Origin of the sequence: Micropruina sp. (genome assembly GCF_047606365.1) — a bacterium.
Taxonomy (GTDB): domain Bacteria; phylum Actinomycetota; class Actinomycetes; order Propionibacteriales; family Propionibacteriaceae; genus Micropruina.
The window spans coordinates 1-17,906 of record NZ_JASGEN010000074.1; the positions used below are offsets into that span (position 1 = coordinate 1).

13 protein-coding genes are annotated in these 17,906 nt (G+C 65.7%); 5 read left to right on the forward strand and 8 right to left on the reverse strand.

The annotated features are described in order from the left end of the window. The first annotated feature begins 294 nt into the window (after window positions 1–294). Window positions 295–2,592: a hypothetical protein gene (locus QM624_RS08540; RefSeq protein WP_415090780.1), complete on the forward strand. Its 2,298-nt coding sequence runs from the start codon at window positions 295–297 to the stop codon at window positions 2,590–2,592. A 57-nt stretch (window positions 2,593–2,649) separates the two neighbouring features. Here the strand turns inward: QM624_RS08540 and QM624_RS08545 are convergent, their stop codons facing one another. Next, the gene (locus QM624_RS08545) at window positions 2,650–2,982 is read right to left on the reverse strand and encodes a hypothetical protein (protein ID WP_415090782.1); all 333 of its coding nucleotides are present in this window, start codon (window positions 2,980–2,982) and stop codon (window positions 2,650–2,652) included. A 187-nt stretch (window positions 2,983–3,169) separates the two neighbouring features. Between QM624_RS08545 and QM624_RS08550 the strand changes: the two genes are divergently transcribed. Then, window positions 3,170–4,171: a DUF2278 family protein gene (locus tag QM624_RS08550; protein ID WP_415090784.1), complete on the forward strand. Its 1,002-nt coding sequence runs from the start codon at window positions 3,170–3,172 to the stop codon at window positions 4,169–4,171. Between the two features lie 381 nt (window positions 4,172–4,552). On the opposite strand, the gene QM624_RS08555 is transcribed toward QM624_RS08550, so the two are convergent. The 7 genes from QM624_RS08555 to QM624_RS08585 all read right to left on the reverse strand — a co-directional run bounded on the left by QM624_RS08555 (window position 4,553) and on the right by QM624_RS08585 (window position 9,751). Continuing rightward, complete coding sequence (locus QM624_RS08555) at window positions 4,553–5,557, reverse strand: hypothetical protein (protein ID WP_415090787.1); 1,005 nt, start codon at window positions 5,555–5,557, stop codon at window positions 4,553–4,555. A gap of 135 nt (window positions 5,558–5,692) precedes the next feature. Beyond that, the gene (locus QM624_RS08560) at window positions 5,693–5,926 is read right to left on the reverse strand and encodes a hypothetical protein (RefSeq protein ID WP_415090789.1); all 234 of its coding nucleotides are present in this window, start codon (window positions 5,924–5,926) and stop codon (window positions 5,693–5,695) included. 151 nt (window positions 5,927–6,077) lie between these two features. Beyond that, window positions 6,078–6,728 carry a DDE-type integrase/transposase/recombinase gene (locus QM624_RS08565; RefSeq protein WP_415090791.1) on the reverse strand — a complete coding sequence of 217 codons (651 nt, stop codon included), beginning with the start codon at window positions 6,726–6,728 and terminating at the stop codon, window positions 6,078–6,080. Continuing rightward, window positions 6,679–7,008 carry a transposase gene (locus tag QM624_RS08570; protein ID WP_415090794.1) on the reverse strand — a complete coding sequence of 110 codons (330 nt, stop codon included), beginning with the start codon at window positions 7,006–7,008 and terminating at the stop codon, window positions 6,679–6,681. Before QM624_RS08570 ends, QM624_RS08565 begins: the two co-directional genes overlap by 50 nt. Window positions 7,009–7,323: 315 nt before the next feature. Further along, a complete protein-coding gene (locus tag QM624_RS08575) occupies window positions 7,324–8,451 on the reverse strand; it encodes a phage tail tip lysozyme (RefSeq protein WP_415090796.1) in 1,128 nt (375 codons plus the stop codon). A gap of 703 nt (window positions 8,452–9,154) precedes the next feature. Next, on the reverse strand, window positions 9,155–9,388 hold the full coding sequence (locus tag QM624_RS08580; protein WP_415090798.1) for a hypothetical protein: 234 nt from the start codon (window positions 9,386–9,388) through the stop codon (window positions 9,155–9,157). Window positions 9,389–9,400: 12 nt separating this feature from the next. After that, complete coding sequence (locus tag QM624_RS08585; protein ID WP_415090800.1) at window positions 9,401–9,751, reverse strand: hypothetical protein; 351 nt, start codon at window positions 9,749–9,751, stop codon at window positions 9,401–9,403. Window positions 9,752–9,981: 230 nt separating this feature from the next. Here QM624_RS08585 and QM624_RS08590 point away from each other — a divergent pair, with 230 nt between their 5' ends. The 3 genes from QM624_RS08590 to QM624_RS08600 are packed head-to-tail and all read left to right on the forward strand — an operon-like array spanning window position 9,982 to window position 17,873. Further along, window positions 9,982–14,013, forward strand: coding sequence for a hypothetical protein (locus QM624_RS08590; protein WP_415090802.1), 4,032 nt, complete (start codon window positions 9,982–9,984; stop codon window positions 14,011–14,013). Then, entirely contained in the window at window positions 14,010–17,432 is a 3,423-nt protein-coding gene (locus QM624_RS08595; protein ID WP_415090804.1) for a hypothetical protein, read from the forward strand. Before QM624_RS08590 ends, QM624_RS08595 begins: the two co-directional genes overlap by 4 nt. A gap of 21 nt (window positions 17,433–17,453) precedes the next feature. Then, window positions 17,454–17,873, forward strand: coding sequence for a hypothetical protein (locus QM624_RS08600; RefSeq protein WP_415090807.1), 420 nt, complete (start codon window positions 17,454–17,456; stop codon window positions 17,871–17,873). Window positions 17,874–17,906: the final 33 nt, after the last annotated feature.

Below are 17,906 nucleotides of genomic sequence, written 5' to 3' on the forward strand. Positions count from 1 at the left end.
CCTCACGCCGATACTCCGGGGTATAGCTCTTCCGCTTCTTCGTCGATCCCATCAGGGACATCCTCTCCAGCGGTCCCTGACAAGGGAACCCGCCAAGACGGTGTCCGGGCTACGGGGTCAACCTCAACGCTGTCGGCCGAGGAGCTCGTGCTCGGTTACCGGGTCGACATCCGGGACACTCGCGAGAACGTGTGGCACTCGGTATGCCAACGTGAGGCGGAGTATTGGGCGGTGGGCGCGACCGGGGGGAGGGTGCCACTCGGGGAGGGCAGCGACCGCGTGGAGGAAGGCCATGTGAAACACCTGGCCGCGGTTCGGGGGGAGGATGGCATCCTCCGTGCGGGCGAGATCGTGGTGCGGTGGGACGGGTGGAGTCTCGCGGTGGATCGCCCGGTTATCGTGGAGTCGCCGACGGATCCGTTCAGCCTGCCGCCAGAACGACGAGCGCCGTACGAGTTGAGATGGCGGTTCGGCGTGCCCGCGGGCTCGCTGCCGCGGCTGCGGTTCGGGCACGCGTACCAACTGCGCATCCGGGTGGCGGACATCGCCGGCGGCGGGCCTCGCCCTGAGGATGCCGGCGACGCCGGTGCGACGGATGAAATCATGTACCGCCGAGTCGAGCCGGTGCTGCCGCCGAGGCTCGACCTGGACGCGGCCCCGCTTCCGGGCGCGGCCGTCGACCGGCTGGTCATTCGCAGTGACCGCGGGATCACAGCAGCGCAGTTCCGTGCCAGTGAGCCTCGCTATGCCGCTGAGGACCAGTGCCTGCTGTTTCCACCGACCGTGACCTTCGAACTCATCGAGCAGCACGGGGTGTTTGACGGGCTGGATGACGCCGAGAGTTGGGAGCTCGCGCGCCGCGCGATCGTTGCCAGTGACGGCGAGTCGACAGCGGTCGCCCTTCCTGACCCAGCCGCCGAGGGGGTCGCTGTCAGCTTCGACCCTGGGGGAGACGCCGATCCCCTCTGGGCCGGGCACGTCTGGGGTGACTGGCCGGATCTCAGCCAGAAGGCTGTTGCGCTGGGAGACTCTCCGGTCGGGGGCCTACCCCTCTCCTTCGACTGGGAGTCGGCCGAGCATCTGCGTATCCACCTTGCCCAGGCGACCGAGGCCGACGTGGACCTGTCCTCCACGGTGCCGCGCAGCCCGCGCAACTACCTGAAGGACTTCGCCGTCTACGAATGGCTGATCGCCGACACCCTCGATGTCGACGAACACGACGTCACAGCGTCAAAGCTCGAAACCGGCCGGCACCCGATGCTGTCGCCCCCCGTGACGGTGCATGTGGTGCACGCGGTCCGCCGTCCGTTGCTCGACCCGGTGTGGCAACCCCCTGAGGTGCGGCGCGTTGCGGGTGACACCGGAGGCGCGGTGGACACCGGCTTCAAGGCGGGCGGACTGAGTCTGGAGAGCACGGGCCGGCTTGAGGTTTCTGCTGATTGGGACGAGTGGGACGACGAACGCATGTCCGTCGCCTCCCGACCGCTGGTGCACGCCCAGGAACTCGATCGCGATGAGCCACCCGATCTGCGCTTCCGCCACGAGTTCGGCGACACGAAGCACCGGGACATTCGGTACACGGTGACGGGGTTCACCCGCTTCCGGTCCTACTTCCATCCCGACGAGCCGGATTCAGCGTTCCAGGCAAGTGCGGAACAGGCCGTCGTCGTCATGCCGTCGACGCAGGCTCCGCCCCCACTCACGGTGCTCGGCGCAGTGCCGTCCTTCGAGTGGGAGATCGATGAGTCAACGGGTGCGGTCGACCATTGGCGCAGGTCGAACCGGATCTCCCTGGAACTAGCGCGCCCCTGGCACCTGACAGGGGCGGGGGAGTGCCTCGCGCTGATCGTGGCGCCGTCGGCTCCCGGCGTGGCCGTCACCGAACTTGCTGGCGATCCGGTCCTGGCGTCGGAGCGGATCGACCCTCGCCCCCCGCCTTCGTGGTTCGTGGGTGACGCCGTCGAACTCGAGGTGCCCGGTGTCGGGGCGGTGACCGTCGTGCCCGCGCCGGTCCGGTTCGACGGCGAACGGTGGTGGGCGGACGTCGAACTTGACCTGCCTGACGACGTGCGGGCCTACCGTCCCTTCATCAGGCTGGCGGTCGCGCGCTACCAACCGGACAGCCTTCCCGGCTTCGAACTCTCTCCAATCGTGACGGTCGAGTTGGTGCAGGTGCTGCCCGACCGGTCGATCCACCTGGAGGACTTCAACGGTTCAGTGGCGGTGGACGTCGACGGTGTGAGCCCGCAGCCAGCCAACCGTATCGATGTCGAACTCCAGGAGTGGACCGGTCGGCCGGGTGCGGAGACGGATGGTTTCGTCCTGCTCGACGGTGCAGGGGAGGATGTTCCGGGTTGGCGCCAGGTACCGGGACACGTGGCGTCGGGCGAGTGCAATGGGCCCAGCGTGAGGATCGACCTGCCGGCGACGGGTCGGCCCTTGCGAGTGCAGATACTGGAAACAGAAGGACTGCGAGACCTCGGAGCCGAACTGGCCGTGCCCGGGGACGGGAGCGATAGCCAACGCCGCGAACTTACGGCCCGCGTCGTGCTGGTCGACCACATCGCGATCCCGCCATCCTGGCACCGCTGAGTTGGTGCCGGGGCGGCCTGTGACGCCTGCCTTGCGCGGGGTTGGGTCGGCCCCGTTTCAGTTGTCGTCCGGATCGGCGACGATCCGGGCGACAACGGTGGGTCGTTCCTCGGCGCGGATGAAGGTCCTGCCCACGGGGACAAGGACCTCGGCCCCATCGCTGTCAGCGCGGCCGGGCCACCCTGCCGGCGCGACAAGGTCAGTGGTTTCGATCCTCTTGAACGGGCTTTCGGATTCCTTCAGTATCTCGATGTTCTTCTCCGGCAGAGATTTGTTGAAGTCTGTGGTGCTCGTCTCTGGCTCGCCCTTCTCGTTCTCCTTGTCCTCCTTGCTCTCCTTCGGTTTGGGTCCAGCCCATGCGCCCACGACCGCGTTGCCGTTGGCGTCCATCCCAAGGGGGTGCAGCCCAGGGTGACGGCTCCCCGGCGACCACCACTCGCGAACTCGGCGTGAGGCACGTTGCGCCAGGTCACTATGGCCATCGGCGGACAGCGGCACGCCCCTAATCCGTGATCGCCGGGTCAACCTCAGTGGGGACACCCGATATGCTGGGCCGGGGGAGAGAGGGGGCCGAACGATGCCCATTCATCCTTATGGTGTGCTCGTGGCTCGGGTGGTGGACAGCCGTCGCGAGGAGTCCGGTGATTCGCCCCACTATCAGGTGCATGTTCGAGACGAAACCGGGGCGGACTATCGGATCGCTATCAATGTTTTGTCCGCCGAGTCGCCGTCTGAGTTGCTCTACTTGCTCGACGACGACTTCCACCATCCGCTGACCGATACCGTCGGGCAGTTGGGATTGGGGTGGCACCTGCTCGAGTCCAGGCCGGGCAGCGGAAGCCTCGACTACATCCGTGGGAACCTTCTCGATAGGGGCCAGATGCGGGTGCTTCCTCCTCATCAGGAGGGACCGGACAACGACCTGGCCGATGTCTTCGATCATTTCGTGTCTCGTGCTAAGGCGGATCCAGGCGCGCGAGTGTTTGCGTTCGGAGAACGGTGGGGTCCTGAGCCGGATAAGCCGGACAAGATCTTCGGATTCAGCCCGGGTGTGGGTGTGCACGATATTCATATGAACCAGGGCAACGGTGCCGAGTTCGCCAAGGACAACGGTGTTTGGCAGGACGGCGGACTGTTGTTCCATTTCCCTTCGGAGAATCGATGGGTTGCGGTGCTGCTGGCTTTTCAGGGGCAGGCCTGGCATACCGACGACGCGACCGGTGACCCGATCGGCGGTGGCCCCGCGGTTGAGAGCTTCTTCGCGAGAGTGCGGATTCTGGCGGCTAGCGTTAACCCCACCGGTACGCCTGAGGAGGAATGGGTGCTCCTGATCAATGCGTCGGCAGACGATGTCGATCTGACGGGTTGGACGATTCTGAACAAGTTGAAGGACCGTGCCCCCGTTCCTGGGGTGGTCCTGAACCCGGGCCAGACATTGGTGGTCCGGCTGGAGGGAAAGGCGCCGCTCAGCAATCAAGGCGGCGCGATCACGATTCTGAACACTGTCGACCTGAAGGTGCATGGGGTGGCCTACACCAGGCTAGCAGCACGGCGTGAAGGCTGGATGGTTACTTTCTAGATGGTCAATCGAACCAGGCAGAATTGCCCTTAGCATGGTTGCCAACTCCAAGGCTTCATGTTGCGATCGGTCCCTCAAGAGGGAGTCTTGACGCTGCAATTGACAGTGAGCTGGGCAGGTGCCTAAGTCTCTGCCAAGAGTGTAACGAGGTCGTGAAAGTTCTCAAACGGCGCTATTGGTGGGAAGCTCTCGGCGCTCGGGCCTGGGTGGCCGGTCAGGCACCGTCTCGGGCGGTTCAGATAAGTTCAGATAACTTGGCGTATTAGCACGAAAGGTCCGCTCCCCGATGCGGGTCCTAGTTGGCGGGCCTCGCCAAGATGCGGCGCTCGACGCCTCCTGCGTGTGCCTTCTTGCCGACAGGCGAAGCCGAGCTGAGCTGAGCTACAGCGTCAGCGTGATTCCGAGGTCGGCCTCAACCGTCGATATGCGGTTGGCGAGGGCGTACTTGATAGGTTCGCCTGGCTCGTCGACGCCGCTTGCGAAGAGCAAGCCCACGATCCGGTTGGTGCCGCTCTCCAGGAGTACCGAGCCCGAGTCGCCTGACTCAAGGAAGACGATCGATTGCGGGAAGTCGATGTGCACTTGAATCTGGTCGCGCATCTCACGCAATGTGGTCTGACTTCCAGAGATCGTCGAGGTGACTGGCGGCAGTGTCGGGTAGTCCGGCCAGTAGGTGCCGCCTATCCCGGAAATGAAGCCGAATGTCTGCCCTGTAGTCCGTCCGCGTTTCGTGACGAGCATTGCGATTTTCGGCGTGGTCGTGCCCCCCGTCGGGCCGAGGTCGGCGATGATAGGAAGGAACGGGGGCTCGATTGTGCAAATTGCGGCGTCCGTTGTCCCGGCGTAGACCATCTCGGGGAAGGCCCAACTTACCAATTGGCCGAGATGATCGTTCGGTACCCGGCCGAGCAAGGGCAACGGTTCTGGCTGGATGATTTCGTCGCCAAACTGACGGTTCGCATCGTGACACAGGACGTGATAGTTGGAGAGACCGACGATCAGCGGGGTCGGGGTTCGCGTGGTTCTGGCTATCGCGCCTAGGGTGCCGACGGGGATCCCGCTGGGGGAGCCGAGGAAGCGAGCGGCGCTGACGGAGACGCCGCCCTCGACTGGCCTGTGGATCGAGGTGTCAGGAAGCGAGGTCGGGGAGAATGAGCGCCGCAGCACCACGAGCGGCACACCGAAGGCCGCTGCGGTTGCGGCTACCAGAGCTTCCACGCCGGGAGCCTCGCCGAGGCTCGACACGAAGACCCGGATGGCCAGGTCCTCTGCGTTGGGCACCTCCTCATCGCGAACGCCGACATCAATGCCGGTCACCGGGGCGAGTGGCGCGACCAGTGGCTCAATCGCCGCCATTGCAGCCAAGAGTTCTTCCAATGTGGCCATAGCGAATACTCTCACGGAAGTGACGCAGAATAAATGGATGGGTCGCCTCGATCGGGCCACGGGATCTCGGGCCGGACGGGTTGGGTTGGGTGCCGCGGTTCAATCTCGGCGAACCCTGGCTCGGTATCGTCCCAATCAGCGAACGCCCGGGTCGGGATCTGACGCGACCACTGCGATCCCGGCATCGCGCGGGACCGGCCCGGTCACCACGCTCCGGTAGATCGCCACGGGCACGCCGGAGGCCGTGGTCCAGCCGAACCAGACGCCCCGCCCGCCGCCAACTGGCAGGCCCTGGTACGGCTCGGGCGGGGCGGCGCTCCAGCCCTGTGCCACCAATTGGGTGTACTTGTCCTCCAGCGGATCTGCCATGACTAGTGGCCATGTTCGTTAGTTCGTTGGCGTTCATGCTACGAGCCGGTTGAGGTAGTCGTTGAGTTGGGGACGGGTTCGAGGTCCAGTTGAACGGTTGGCTGCTGGTGTTGTACCAACCCTGGACTAATCCGATACAGGCCCCGCCTTCCTACGCCACAGCAAGCCCAAACACCAGAATCCTCGGCCTAGTGATTTCCTCGGCATAATCGGTGTGGTGCACCAGTCCGGTCAGGTCGCTGACACCGTCTTGGCTGCGGGACCACACGGCATGCTCCAGGCAGTCCAGGACGAGTTCGGTGGTCATGGTGGTGGTGGCGCGCCAGCCGACGATCCGGCGGGAGAACACGTCGATGACGAAGGCGACGTAGACCGTGCCGGACCAGGTCGCGACGTAGGTGAAGTCGGCAACCCAGAGCCGGTTCGGCGCGACAGCGGTGAAGTCCCGGTCGACCAGGTCCCGCGGCCGCTGGTCACGTGGGTCACCGATCGTGGTCCGCACTCGCTTGCCCCGCACCGCGCCCGCCCAGCCGTTGGCTGTCATCAGCCGTTCCACCGTGCAGCGGGCCACGTCATGGCCACCACGGCGCAGATGGAGCCACATCTTGCGGGCACCGAACCGGGCCACGAACCGATGCTTCCGCGCGATCCGGATCAGGTCGGTGACCTCGGCGTCGCGTAGTGCCCGCTTCGACGGCGGCCGGCCCTTGGCCCCTCGACCAGGTCGTTGCGGTGTTCGTCGATGAACGCGATCAGTACCTGGGTTGGCGGTCGAGCTCCGCCGCGAAGAAAGCCGACGCACTCTTGAGGATCTGGTTGGCCCGCCGCAACTCGGCGACCTCCTTCTTCAACTCCCGGATCTCGGCCAGCTCCTCAGTGGTCTTCCCCGGCCGATCACCGCCATCAACCTCGGCCTGCCGGACCCACTTACGCAGCGTCTCGGGCGAACCGATACCGAGCTGCCCAGCGATCGTGCGCATCGCCTCGAACTCGCTGGAGTACTCACCCTGCGCCATCGACTCGGTCACTACCCTCACCGCGCGCTCACGCAACTCCCGGGGATACTTACTAGGACGTGCCACGACTTCATCCTCTTCCAACTAATGAAGTCTCCGGACAACCCGGGGCGATTCACTCCCCGGTGGCCGACGAGTATTCCTTCCTCCATGGGACATGGTGAGGCTAGGCGTGCGACAATCAGGCCAGCAATGCGCAAGATTGCCACTACCGATCACGTACGGACATTGCCCAGCCGGTCCGGAGCCTTGGCTGCAGCGTCGACGCTTCGGGTTACGGCGCCCGATGACAACGCCATCATCCGGGTCAGCACCGGTCCCCGGACCGGGGAGGACAACATCCATGGGAGGATCGCCTGGGGCCGACGCCATCCGCTGAAGCTAGAGTTGCGAAGCAATCTTGGCCTCATCAGCCGCGATCCGACGCCTGGAAAGTTCGGCCAGCACTGATGGGTGATCGCGAGGAACCAAGCCTCCGATTGCGTCTGCAATCGGTTTCGGGCGCTCATACTCCCAGGCAACCTTGTCGGTGAGTGCCTGGAGTGAGATCCGGGGACTGACGAGTTCGTTCCAGAGTGCATGTTGGCTCTGTAGCTCAGCAACAGCAAAGTCCAGCTGCGCGTCTAGGCAATAGATAATGTTCTCCGCATGTTCTATTCCCTGATAGGAATGGTCGTATAAGGCGGATCGTCGTGTTGGGTATGTCCACTGAACCAAGCCCACGCCGCCGAGAGAAGGCGCGTCGGGGTTACTTCGTGTACGAATCTGCTCAGCGGTGAAATCAGCCATCGCGCCGCTCTTGTTCCTGGCTCGCATAGGTGTGTCAGGCGCCGAACCTTCAATCCGATTGGGAATTAGTGCAGATTCGTGCCAGAAGTTGCCCGCTGCCGCGCAAGCGCCCGACACCGAAAGAGCGTGGCGGTGGTGGAGTTGTTCGACCACGTGCCGCAGCCGTTCCGCCTTAGGCACTCCCGGCCAGTTTCCTGCTGAGGGAATCTGTGAGTTGCTGAACTCCAGCACGCCCGCGCCCATCTCCCAGTATAGGCAACCGCGTTCGAACGTGCTCGTACGACCTACCGCTCCATCTGGAAACTCGTCGGCCGTTGCGTAGCCCAATTGTCCATTCGGCCCGCCCATCGCATTGAAGTAGTAGTCACCGATCGCCCCGCAAGTGAGGTGCGCGCCCATTTGGGGGTGATGGGACAGGCATGCCCTCTCCCACTGGAAGCGAGCGAACTGCTTTGCGGGGGTTTGCGGATCGATGAACTGGTCAGTTGTGGGGTACCCGAGCTTTCCCGATGGGCCGCCATAGTTGTGGAGATACCAATCCAAAATGTGTCCGTTTAGGAATCTGACGCCCGCGACGGGATGGGCGGTAATGATGCCCCAGTCGTAGACGAGATACGCTCCCTCATTGTAGAATCGGACGATGCCCTGTGGTTCGCCCAAGGTTGCGCCCATGGCCAAGAGCGTGGCAACCTTCCCTGCGATGTCGTCTGGGAGGCTCACTTTTGTCTCCTTTGTAGCGTGAATCTGATGAGTCAAGGCGGGCTGCAGGAATCGTGCAAATAATGCTTAGGTGCTCGAAGATCCAACGGCAAGGGCGTAAAATTGCCCAGGTGGTAGGCAGGTGCAGGCGGCCCGGTTGACTGCCCAGGTCCACCGGATCCGACGAGCCCTCGCAGAGGAATCACACCGTTCGAAACGGAAGGGTGCGGCGCGCTGAAATCGTGTGGGAGCTGGGGTGAGCGTGTGCGACGCCCAGCATGGGCGGGGTAGCGTGCTACGCGTGGGCCGGGCCCCGCAAGCCACATGTTCGTCCGCGACATCGCCGGGGTAGCGTGCTACGCGCGGGCCGGGCGGACCGCCGCGAACCGGAGGGCTGGTCGCCGGCTTCATTGTTTGTGAGCAGTTCATCACCGGCGCTCAAGTTCACCATCGCGTGCCCACCCGAGCCCTCACGAAGGGGGCCATGGGATTCAGCGTGCATGAGGAGACGCTCAACCTATTCAGCGAACCTGGCACTCCACCTTCGATCTGGGCCACGAGATGGCCATTCACGAGTGGCAGCCTGGGCAAACATACGTATTGGCGTGCCCCGAAACGCCTGCGACACTTTCAGGTCAACACCGAATGACGTGGGGAGAGCGCGCAAGACTTGCCATGCACGCCACGGACATAGGAGCATCACCCCCGCCCATGGCGCTGTTGATCAGCGTGTGGTTGGAGTCGTGCGTGGCTTCGCACGCCGCACGACGGCATCGGGTGCGACCAGTCGCAGTGCCGACAGTGCGTTGGTCATGGTGCGGTGGTGGGCACGGCAGGTATCCAGGAAGGGCTGCGTGGCTTCCAGTGGCTTGCCGTCCAAGCGGAGCCGGCGAGCGTTTCCTGATTCGCCAGCGATGGCTAAGGCAGCTTCCAGGAACTCATGCGTGACCTTGGCCATGGCCTCCCGACGTCAACTAGCGGTTTGCTGACGCTCACCGTTCCGTCCCCGGAAGACTTCGACCAGTATACCCAGGATCGTGTCGACCACGGCCACACTCGCGCCGATCAGGATGGGTTTAGGGACTTGACCGGAGATCGAGCGCGAATCGAGCGTACTCGTCTTCAGCGTGGCAAGCATCTGGGAGGTGAGCATCAAGGCTTTGCTGGGCCGGGCAGACTTCGACGCCGACCCGCGAGCGCTTCGCCGGGGTTGCTCGAGAACGGCTATGCGGAGGTCGCCGTGAGCGGTGAGCACGGTGCCGTCGTCAGCGATCTGCCGCCGTTGCACCGCGATCCCTTCGACCGGATCCTCGTCGCGCAAGCACGTACCGATGGATTCACTCTGCTGACCGGCGACACGCTCGTCGCCGCCTACGGTTCGCGGTGCGGCTCGTCTGAGACGGGCGACCTCGACCGTGGAGTGATCCGAACGAGTAGCCCGCTACCTATGTCATCCGGCCGTGCGTCGGAGATAGTGCGTATAACGCGCATCGGTCAGGGGCTTCGCATGGCTTACGAGTTGCTCATCGCTCAGAAGGTGCTGGACCTGCGATGACGTTCGACGGAAGGCCGGGCACGATCTCGGCGGTTGTGATGGACGGCAGGGATCACTTCTTCGCCCGGGATGCGGACGACTCCCTGCTTCATTGGTGGTCGGGACCCGAAGCAGGCATCGCACGACTGGGAGCGGTGCTGCGCGGCGATCCGGTCGCGGTCTCATCGCAGCCAGGCAGCCTGGACGTGTTCGCCCTCGGTGCGGGGAGCCGATTGCTGCATTGGTCCTGGGACACCGCGTCCGGCCGAATGGCAGGACCCGATCCCGATGTTTCAGGGCGGCGATGTGCGTACGATCCCGAGGCCGTGGTGAGCAGACCAGGGCGGATCGACGTGGTGGCGCGCACGGTGAGCGGTGCTGTGCGCCACTGGTGGATCGAGTCAGGAGTCTGGGGTGGCCCGACCGACACCGGTGTGGTGTCAGGCTCCCCGTGCATCGTCGACGCCACCGGTGAAACCTTGTCGTACATCGCGCCGAACGGGATGGGGGGTCTCCGTGCGGAAGGGTTCTGGCATCCGGGTGATCGCTGGGCTGTGAAGGAACTCGAGGGATCAGGATGCGTCGGCCGTCCGATCGTGATCGCGCCACGCGCGAACCGCCTGGACGTGTTTTCGCTGATGGTGTCCGGCGACATCTGGCATTGGGGCTGGTCGGGTGACACCCGCTGGTACACGCCAGGGAAGCCCTGGGATTGGCACCACGGTACCTGGTACGGACCGGACCCGATCATCGGCGGTCCATTCGTCGGTCAGCTCTGGGTGACCGGAGCCGGCCAGCAGCTCGACTTGGTCGTGACGCGCAAGGGCGGGGATGTCGAACGCTGGCACTGGGACGGCACTCTTGGACCCCTAGACCTGACCAACAATGAGTGGCGACGAACATCGGTGATCGGGCGTATCTCTCGCGGTCTGACGGCGCTGCGTGGGGAACCGGACGTGTATCTCGGGTGGGCCGATGCCGGGCAGGTAGCGCTGTTCGGCCCGGAGTGGAGCGCGTTGACGTACCTCCCGAGGCTCGCAGACGAACCGGAGGTGCCGGTCTCGGGTGGTCCCCTTCCTCCTGTCACGCACCTGATCCGACGACCGCGGGATCTTCTTGTTCTCGGTGTGGGGGAGACCGACCCCGAACGGCATCTTGCGCTCACGTTCCCGCCGCAGCACGTCGCCGAGGCGGTCAACGCGAGTCCGACGACAGCCATCCCGTCGACCTGGCTCGATGACGTGCCGCTGTGGCAATCCGCCCTGTCGGGTCCGAGCGCGATCGTCCTCCAGGCGCCGGCTCCCGAACGGGTCGTCACAGCCGACGTCCTCGAGGCTGCGGAGGCGAGCGCGATCGCCCCGGGGGCTGTGATCGAGTTGCCGGCGGGCCTGCGATCCGAGATCGTCGACGGTGCGACGCTCTCGGTCGATGCCTCGCCCATCGAGAGCGATGGTGTCGTGGGCCTGTGGACGGCTCTCGTGGTCGCACAGCCGCATCCGTTCCTGCATCCCGTCTCGGCGCTGACCGAGCCGCAGATCGGTGAGGCGCTCGGCATCGCATTTCGTCGCCTCATCGCCGCACACGACTCGTCGGTCTCCGCGGAACGGCTTCGGTTGAGCACGCTCGGCGCCGACCTGATCGTTCGCGGACGATGGACGAGCTTCGAGTGGGACCACCGAACCGCGCTCGGACGGGACATGTCCGTGCGAACCAGTCTGCGTGGCGTTCTCTACCCGACCGGGCACGCCGCCGAGTACGTCGAAATCGCCGAGCGCACCATGATCGACTCGCCGGACGGTCCGATCGCCGCCCTGAACCAGAGATCGATCCTGCTGATCTCCGAAGCGACCCGGCGTGAATCCGCCGACCCCATGATCGCGCGCCTGCTGCCGTTCGATGCTGTGACGATCGGCTCGCCCTCGTTCGACGGACTCGATGACCCCGACCAGCGGAATCATCCGGGTGCGTGGAGCTATCTCACTCGAGAGCCGCGTGTCCCGGCCGAGTTGGGTGCCGAGCTCGATCTCGTGCACCAGCGGCTTGATGACCTTCCTGACATGCCCGGAGATCGGGTGGGAGGCTCCCCTGATATCGAGGCGCTCGCCGACGGCGGAGATTGGTCTCTTGCCGAGGAACAGCGGGAACTCGCCGAAACGATCCTGTCGTTGGTGGAGCGGATCGATCAGCTCGAGGAGCAGATCGCCGCAGTCATGGAGGCGACCGCTGAAGAGGTCCCATGGTATTTCGTGCCGCATGTCGCCGGTTCACCGCTGCGCGTCCCGGTCTCATTCACAACGCCGACGACGTCGCTGTCGGTCGGCATCCCGGTCATCTTCGTCGCCGATCAGGACTTGCGTGACAGTGGGACGCTCCAGGATCTCGACACCCTGACACATCCGACCCTGGAAGCGACGCTCACCGACCTGTACGCGGCGCGCCAGTACGGTGTCGTGGACGCCGGATCGATTCCGATCGATGTGGTGCGCTCGACACACCCGAAGCCGGGCGACGTCCAGATCGTGCGGCGGCTGCAACTGAGCGGCATCCCGGAGGGGCGGTCGTTCCGTGCGCGGCTGGGGGTGAGTGCTGACCTGACGCCTGAGGCGGCGACCGGCTGGGCCGTCGATGTCGAGCTGCCCGAGCTGCGGGCGTTCCTCCCCGCGGCGAAGGACACGTACACGACCCTGCTCTCATATTCGGAGGCGTTCGAACGAGTGAGCCGGGAGGTCGCGATCGCGCTGGAGCTGCCGCATGGCCAAGGCTTGGCGGTGGATTTCGCTCAGCAGGCGGATCGGGTCGGTGGACTGGTCACTCCCTCGCTGTCGGCCACGGCGATCTCGCGCGAGTTCGGTCTCGTGAACGCCGCTGCGTTCGCGGCATCCAACCCGAGGGAGATGGTGGATGAGGCGGCGACCCTGCTCGGGGTACGACTACGCGATCTCCTCCCCGCAGTGGGAGTTCCTCCCTCCATCACGTCGGTCACAGACGGCAGCGGTCGTCTCTCGACCACGGTCGAATGGCACGTCGACCGACTAGAAGCCGTGCCCGTCCTGCGTGCCATCCCCCATCGTCCAGCTCCGAGCTTCCGCTTGCGGGCAACGGTTGGCGTCGCGTTGCCGGCGGTGCGGAGTCACTCGGCGGTGAGCGTACCAACAAACGTGGCGGCAGATTCCAGATCGGAGGTCATCTGCACGGTCAGCGAGATCTCGATCAGCTTGCCGCCCGCGCACCCGCTCCTGGAACTGCAGCTGGAGCGCGTGGAGTACCGGCACGTTTCTGGCATGGCCCCCGTGGTCGACATCACGAACCTTCGCGCCGCGTTCCATGGTGAGCTCGACCTGCTGCAGAGTCTGCAGGAGAAGGTGGGGCTCGGGGGTGCGCTCCCCATGGTCGAGACGACCGCCGATGGCATCATGGCCCGGTACAGCCTCCCCGTGCCGGATGTCGCGGCCGGCGCATTCTCCCTGCGCGGAATCAGCTTCAACGCTGCGATCACAGTGCCTTTCCGCGGCGGTGAACTGGTCATCGCTCTCGGCTTCGCGACGAGGGACCGTCCGTTCGCGCTGAGCGTGCTTCTGTTCGGGGGCGGCGGCTACGTGGTCGTCGAGTTCGCGGCCGGAGCTCTGCGCCGCATCGAGATCTGCCTCGAGTTCGGTGCGATGGCAGCGGTGAATTTCGGAATCGCAAAAGGAGAGGCGCACATTCTCGGTGGGATCCGCTATGAACTGGTCGACGGTGCGGCCAGGCTGACCGGATTCATCCGGGTCGGCGGCTCGCTTGAGGTCCTCGGCCTGGTGTCGGTGTCGGTGGAGCTGCTGGTCGAACTCGGATACGAGACGACCGGGAACCGGCTCGTGGGGCGCGCGACGCTGTGCATCGAGTTGGACCTCACCTTGTGGAGCGACACTCTTGAGCTTGACAGCGGAGAGTGGGTGATCAGCGGCGGCGACCCTGCACCCGAGCCGCCGCGACTGGCCGCCGGAACCGGCCGCGAAGCTTCCTCCTCCCAACTCGATGCGGTTCGGTCCCACCGGAGGGCGTTCGCGTGAACGAGTTCGTAGCGATCGCGATCCCGGGCGGCGAGACGCCCGCCGGTGTCCTGGTGCGACTGCTTCTCGTGCCGCGGATCATGGATGTCGTCGACGGTGATGTCCTTCACCAGCCCGGGCTGGCCGACTGGCCTCGGACGATGGCGGACACCGGCTTCAGCGTCGAGTTTGCGAAAGCCCCCATAGAACCCGGGCTGGCCTGCCCGGCGGTCGCCCGATCCACGGGAGACTCTGCCGCATGGTTGGCCGCGTTCGAGGGTGTCCCGGTGAGGCCGCCGCGACGGACCTCAGCTGCGTCGCGACTGGAGCTAACCGAGACGTCGGCGCTGTCCGAGGAGGTACGAGACGTGTACGTCGCAGCGGCGCGAAACGCGGGAATGCCGGACGCGGCGAGAACGAACACCGCGATTACCCGTCTCGTCGGCGCTCGGGGAGGCCGGCGCGGTGCCGGCGGGTCTCCTCCCGCACGGGACGTCGGCATCGAGCCGGACTTCCACCGACTGGTCGCTCTTTTTCGCCAACACCCGCGAGTGCTTCGTGCGCTGGGTCTTCTCCTCGACCTCGACTGCGCCCTTCTCGACCCGTCGGCGGTACCGCGTTCCGGCGTCGTATCGGTCCGGACCGCGTTGCCGCCCGGTGCGCCGATGATCCAGATGCCGATGACGCACTACGAACGTGTGGACGGCCGGTTCCTCCCGGCTCCCGGCCCCGGCTCTGACATTCGCCGGGGAATGGTCGCACTCGACAACGAGAAGTGGCGCATGGCCACCTTCGACGCGATTTCCGCTTCGAATCGTCTGATCGATGCCGTCGGCCACGACGGCGCAGCGGTGGATTCCCTTCCTGCGCTCACCTCTACGGGCTTGTCGCTGTTGCGGAGGAACAGGGCGGAGGTGCTCGAGCAGCGTCGATCCGCCTCCTTTTCCAATGCCGACCGGGCTCCGTCGACGCTCGAGTTCTGGGCCGACGACCTACTGTTGGGTGTGCGCGTCGACGTGCGATCCGGCGATGGTCCATGGATGCCGACCTGCCGCCGCGATGCGAGCTACCGCATCCGGGGTTCATGGGAGCTCGGTGCGCCGGAGGTCGAAGAGGGGCAGGTGACATCAGGCGCCGTGTCGCTCGGCGCGGGAGAGGGCGGTGAGGAGGTTCTCGTCGCCGATGAGACGGTGGTGAGGTGGGGCGGGTGGAGCCTCGTGTGCTCGCCCGTCCTCGCTGCCCGCGAACCCGACAGTGCCACGGGGCGGAGCCAGTGGCTGACGTGGGAGTTCGCGCCGCGAGATCTCCCGGTGCTGCGGTTCGGCAAGACGTATCGCATGCGGTTGAGGGCGGTCGACTTCGCGGGAGGAGGCCTCGAGCTGGACGAGCCGGAACTCTCTGAAGCCGACACACCGGCGGTCTTCTATGGACGCCACGATCCGGTACTGCCCCCCGAGATGCCGGCGCCTCCCGGGCTAATCGACGACACGGGTCACCTCATCCCCGATCCCACCCCCGTCATCGGGCCGAACGGGCAGGAGAACATCCTCGTCATCCGAAGCGATCCGGGGAACCCGTCCGGACCGCTGGATCCATTGGCATACGCGGCCGCCCAGCCGTACCCGCGCAACGACAGCCGACTGCTACTGCCCCCGTCGGCGGCGTACTCGCTCTGTGAGGTGGAGGGAGCTTTCGACGCGTTGGACGATGCGGCTGTCGCGGACTGTCTCGCGCGCGCGACGACGCCGCTCACCTATTCGCTGGATGGACGGTACAGCTGGCTCCCTGATCCCTCGGCCGAAGGGATCACTGTCGCCGGTCGAGCGGCACCCGGTGCGCCGGCCGTGCCGCGCGCGGTCACGGCGGCGTGGGCGGTTCCCGCGGGTCGATGGCCGGACTTCGCCGGCAAGACCATCCGGCTCAAACCGCGCGCAGAAGGCGATGCGGTCGTGAGCTGGGAGGATCCCACGACGCTCGAGGTCCGGCTCTCGGCCGGAGAACGCCTGGATACAGCGCTGTCGAGCAGCGTGGGGTCCATCGCGAAGTTCGCCATGAACCAGTGGCTGGAGCAGGAGGACATGCCCGCGGCACTCTCGCTCGAAGAGCTGCGCGCCCTCGTGCTCACGGGCCGCCACCCGCTGGTGAGCCCGCCAAGAGTACTCACCTGCGTGCATGCGGTGCAGCACCCGCTCACGCCCCCCGCGGGTGCGCTGGCAGCCGCCCGTGGGGTCGGCGACACGTCCGCCGTCATCGTTGCCAGTGACCGCGGCGATGAGCTCTGCAACCTCCATGCGGCGAGCACAGGTCAGATCCTGCTCGAGGCGCAATGGGATGAGGTGGACCCGTTCGGTGACGGAGTCGGGGTGCCGACGACCCACCAGGTCGGCGCGTGGGAGATGATGGCCGACGCCGCAGTATTGCCCGAGATGCGCCACGAGTTCGCCGACACGCGCCATCGCGCGGTCACCTATTCGCTCACTGCGGTCAGTCGCTTCCGTTCATTCTTCGACCCTCAGCTTCCACCGGATTCCTTCGCGCTCTCCTCCGACTACGGCGTCAACGTCCTCAGCAGCGCGCAGCCGCCTCCGCCGCAAGTGGTGCGCATCACTCCGGCATTCCAATGGGAGTCGGAGAGTGGTCCCGGGTGGCTTCGCCGGACGCGCCGGAGCAGCATCTTGCGCTGTACGATCGCGAAACCCTGGCACGTGAGCGGTGCTGGAGAGCAGCTGGCGATCGTGGCCGAGGGCACCGAGTTGCCAGAGCCCTTGCGGTCGCGAATCGCACGCGATCCGGTCTGGGTCACGCCCCGACCGTCACAGCTCACGGCGGATGCATTCTCGCGATACTCCACACGGCTTGCGGCGCCGATCCCGGGATCGCCCGCGACGGCGCAGATCCTCGGGTACAGTCCAGTCTCCGCGAAGGAGAAGGACTGCTGGATCGCCGATATCGGGTTGTCGGTGACCGGCTACCGCCCCATGGTGGACCTCGCATTCGTCACCTATCAGCCCTCAAGCCTTCCGGGCCTCGAGTTCTCGACGGTTGCTCGCGCCGATCCGGTCCAGACGCTTCCCGACCGCACGCTGACCTGCGAACGAACCGGTGACGCAGTGACCGTCACGGTTGTCGGAACCGGGCCTGTCGGTCCCAGATCGAACGCGATACGCGTCACGGTCGAGCGTCTCGATGACGCGTTGGCGCCATCGGAGTCGGCGGCGTCCGTCGCCGTCGGGAGCGCGAAGGGGTGGCGTTCGGTGCACGTCGTGGACGGAACGCTGGGGGAGAGCATCGCTGTCGACACCGGCGGGTCGGCCGCGGAAGCGGACCGCTGGCGTATCGTCGTCGACGAGTTCGAGTCATACGCGGCGGCGGCGCCTGCGCACGCGCTCGATGGGCGTGTCGTGTTCACCGAAGTCATCGCCCTCAGCGAGCTGGCATGAGGGTGAATCGAGGAGGAAGTCATGTACGCACGAAAGCCGCTCCGGCGGCGCCTCTCCGCCGCGTTCGCGGCACTCGCCAAGGATCTTGAACATCCAGGGAGCGAGGCTGACGCATGGTTCGCGCCGTTCGACGTCGAGTTCGACCGGACCCGGGCGCTCAACGCGGACTCGTTCCGTGACGCCGCTGACGTGGCTGAGGAGCTCCCGCTCACGATCGAGCCCGCCGAACTGTTCTTCGCGCGACTGATCGAGCACGCGGAGGATGCCGAGGCCGCCGCGACCGTGCGCACCCTGCAGCGCACGATGGATGCTGCGCTCGTCGGGGAGGTCCGCTACGTGACGGCTCAGGCCGACGACATTCCGGTCGGCCAGCGATACCTGGTAGGCCGGGTGGAAGGCGGCGGCCTGGCCGGCCTCGTCGCATCCATCGTCTGGACGTGACGCAGATACAGCCGGCTGAGGCACGCCTTTCTA

Bases quoted from the DNA above. Each gene is read 5' to 3' on its own strand.
- QM624_RS08545 (WP_415090782.1), bottom strand. From the start codon at position 2,982: ATGGACGCCAACGGCAACGCGGTCGTGGGCGCATGGGCTGGACCCAAA.
- QM624_RS08580 (WP_415090798.1), bottom strand. From the start codon at position 9,388: ATGGCCAAGGTCACGCATGAGTTCCTGGAAGCTGCCTTAGCCATCGCT.
- QM624_RS08590 (WP_415090802.1), top strand. From the start codon at position 9,982: ATGACGTTCGACGGAAGGCCGGGCACGATCTCGGCGGTTGTGATGGAC.
- QM624_RS08555 (WP_415090787.1), bottom strand. From the start codon at position 5,557: ATGGCCACATTGGAAGAACTCTTGGCTGCAATGGCGGCGATTGAGCCA.
- QM624_RS08550 (WP_415090784.1), top strand. From the start codon at position 3,170: ATGCCCATTCATCCTTATGGTGTGCTCGTGGCTCGGGTGGTGGACAGC.
- QM624_RS08560 (WP_415090789.1), bottom strand. From the start codon at position 5,926: ATGGCAGATCCGCTGGAGGACAAGTACACCCAATTGGTGGCACAGGGC.
- QM624_RS08600 (WP_415090807.1), top strand. From the start codon at position 17,454: ATGTACGCACGAAAGCCGCTCCGGCGGCGCCTCTCCGCCGCGTTCGCG.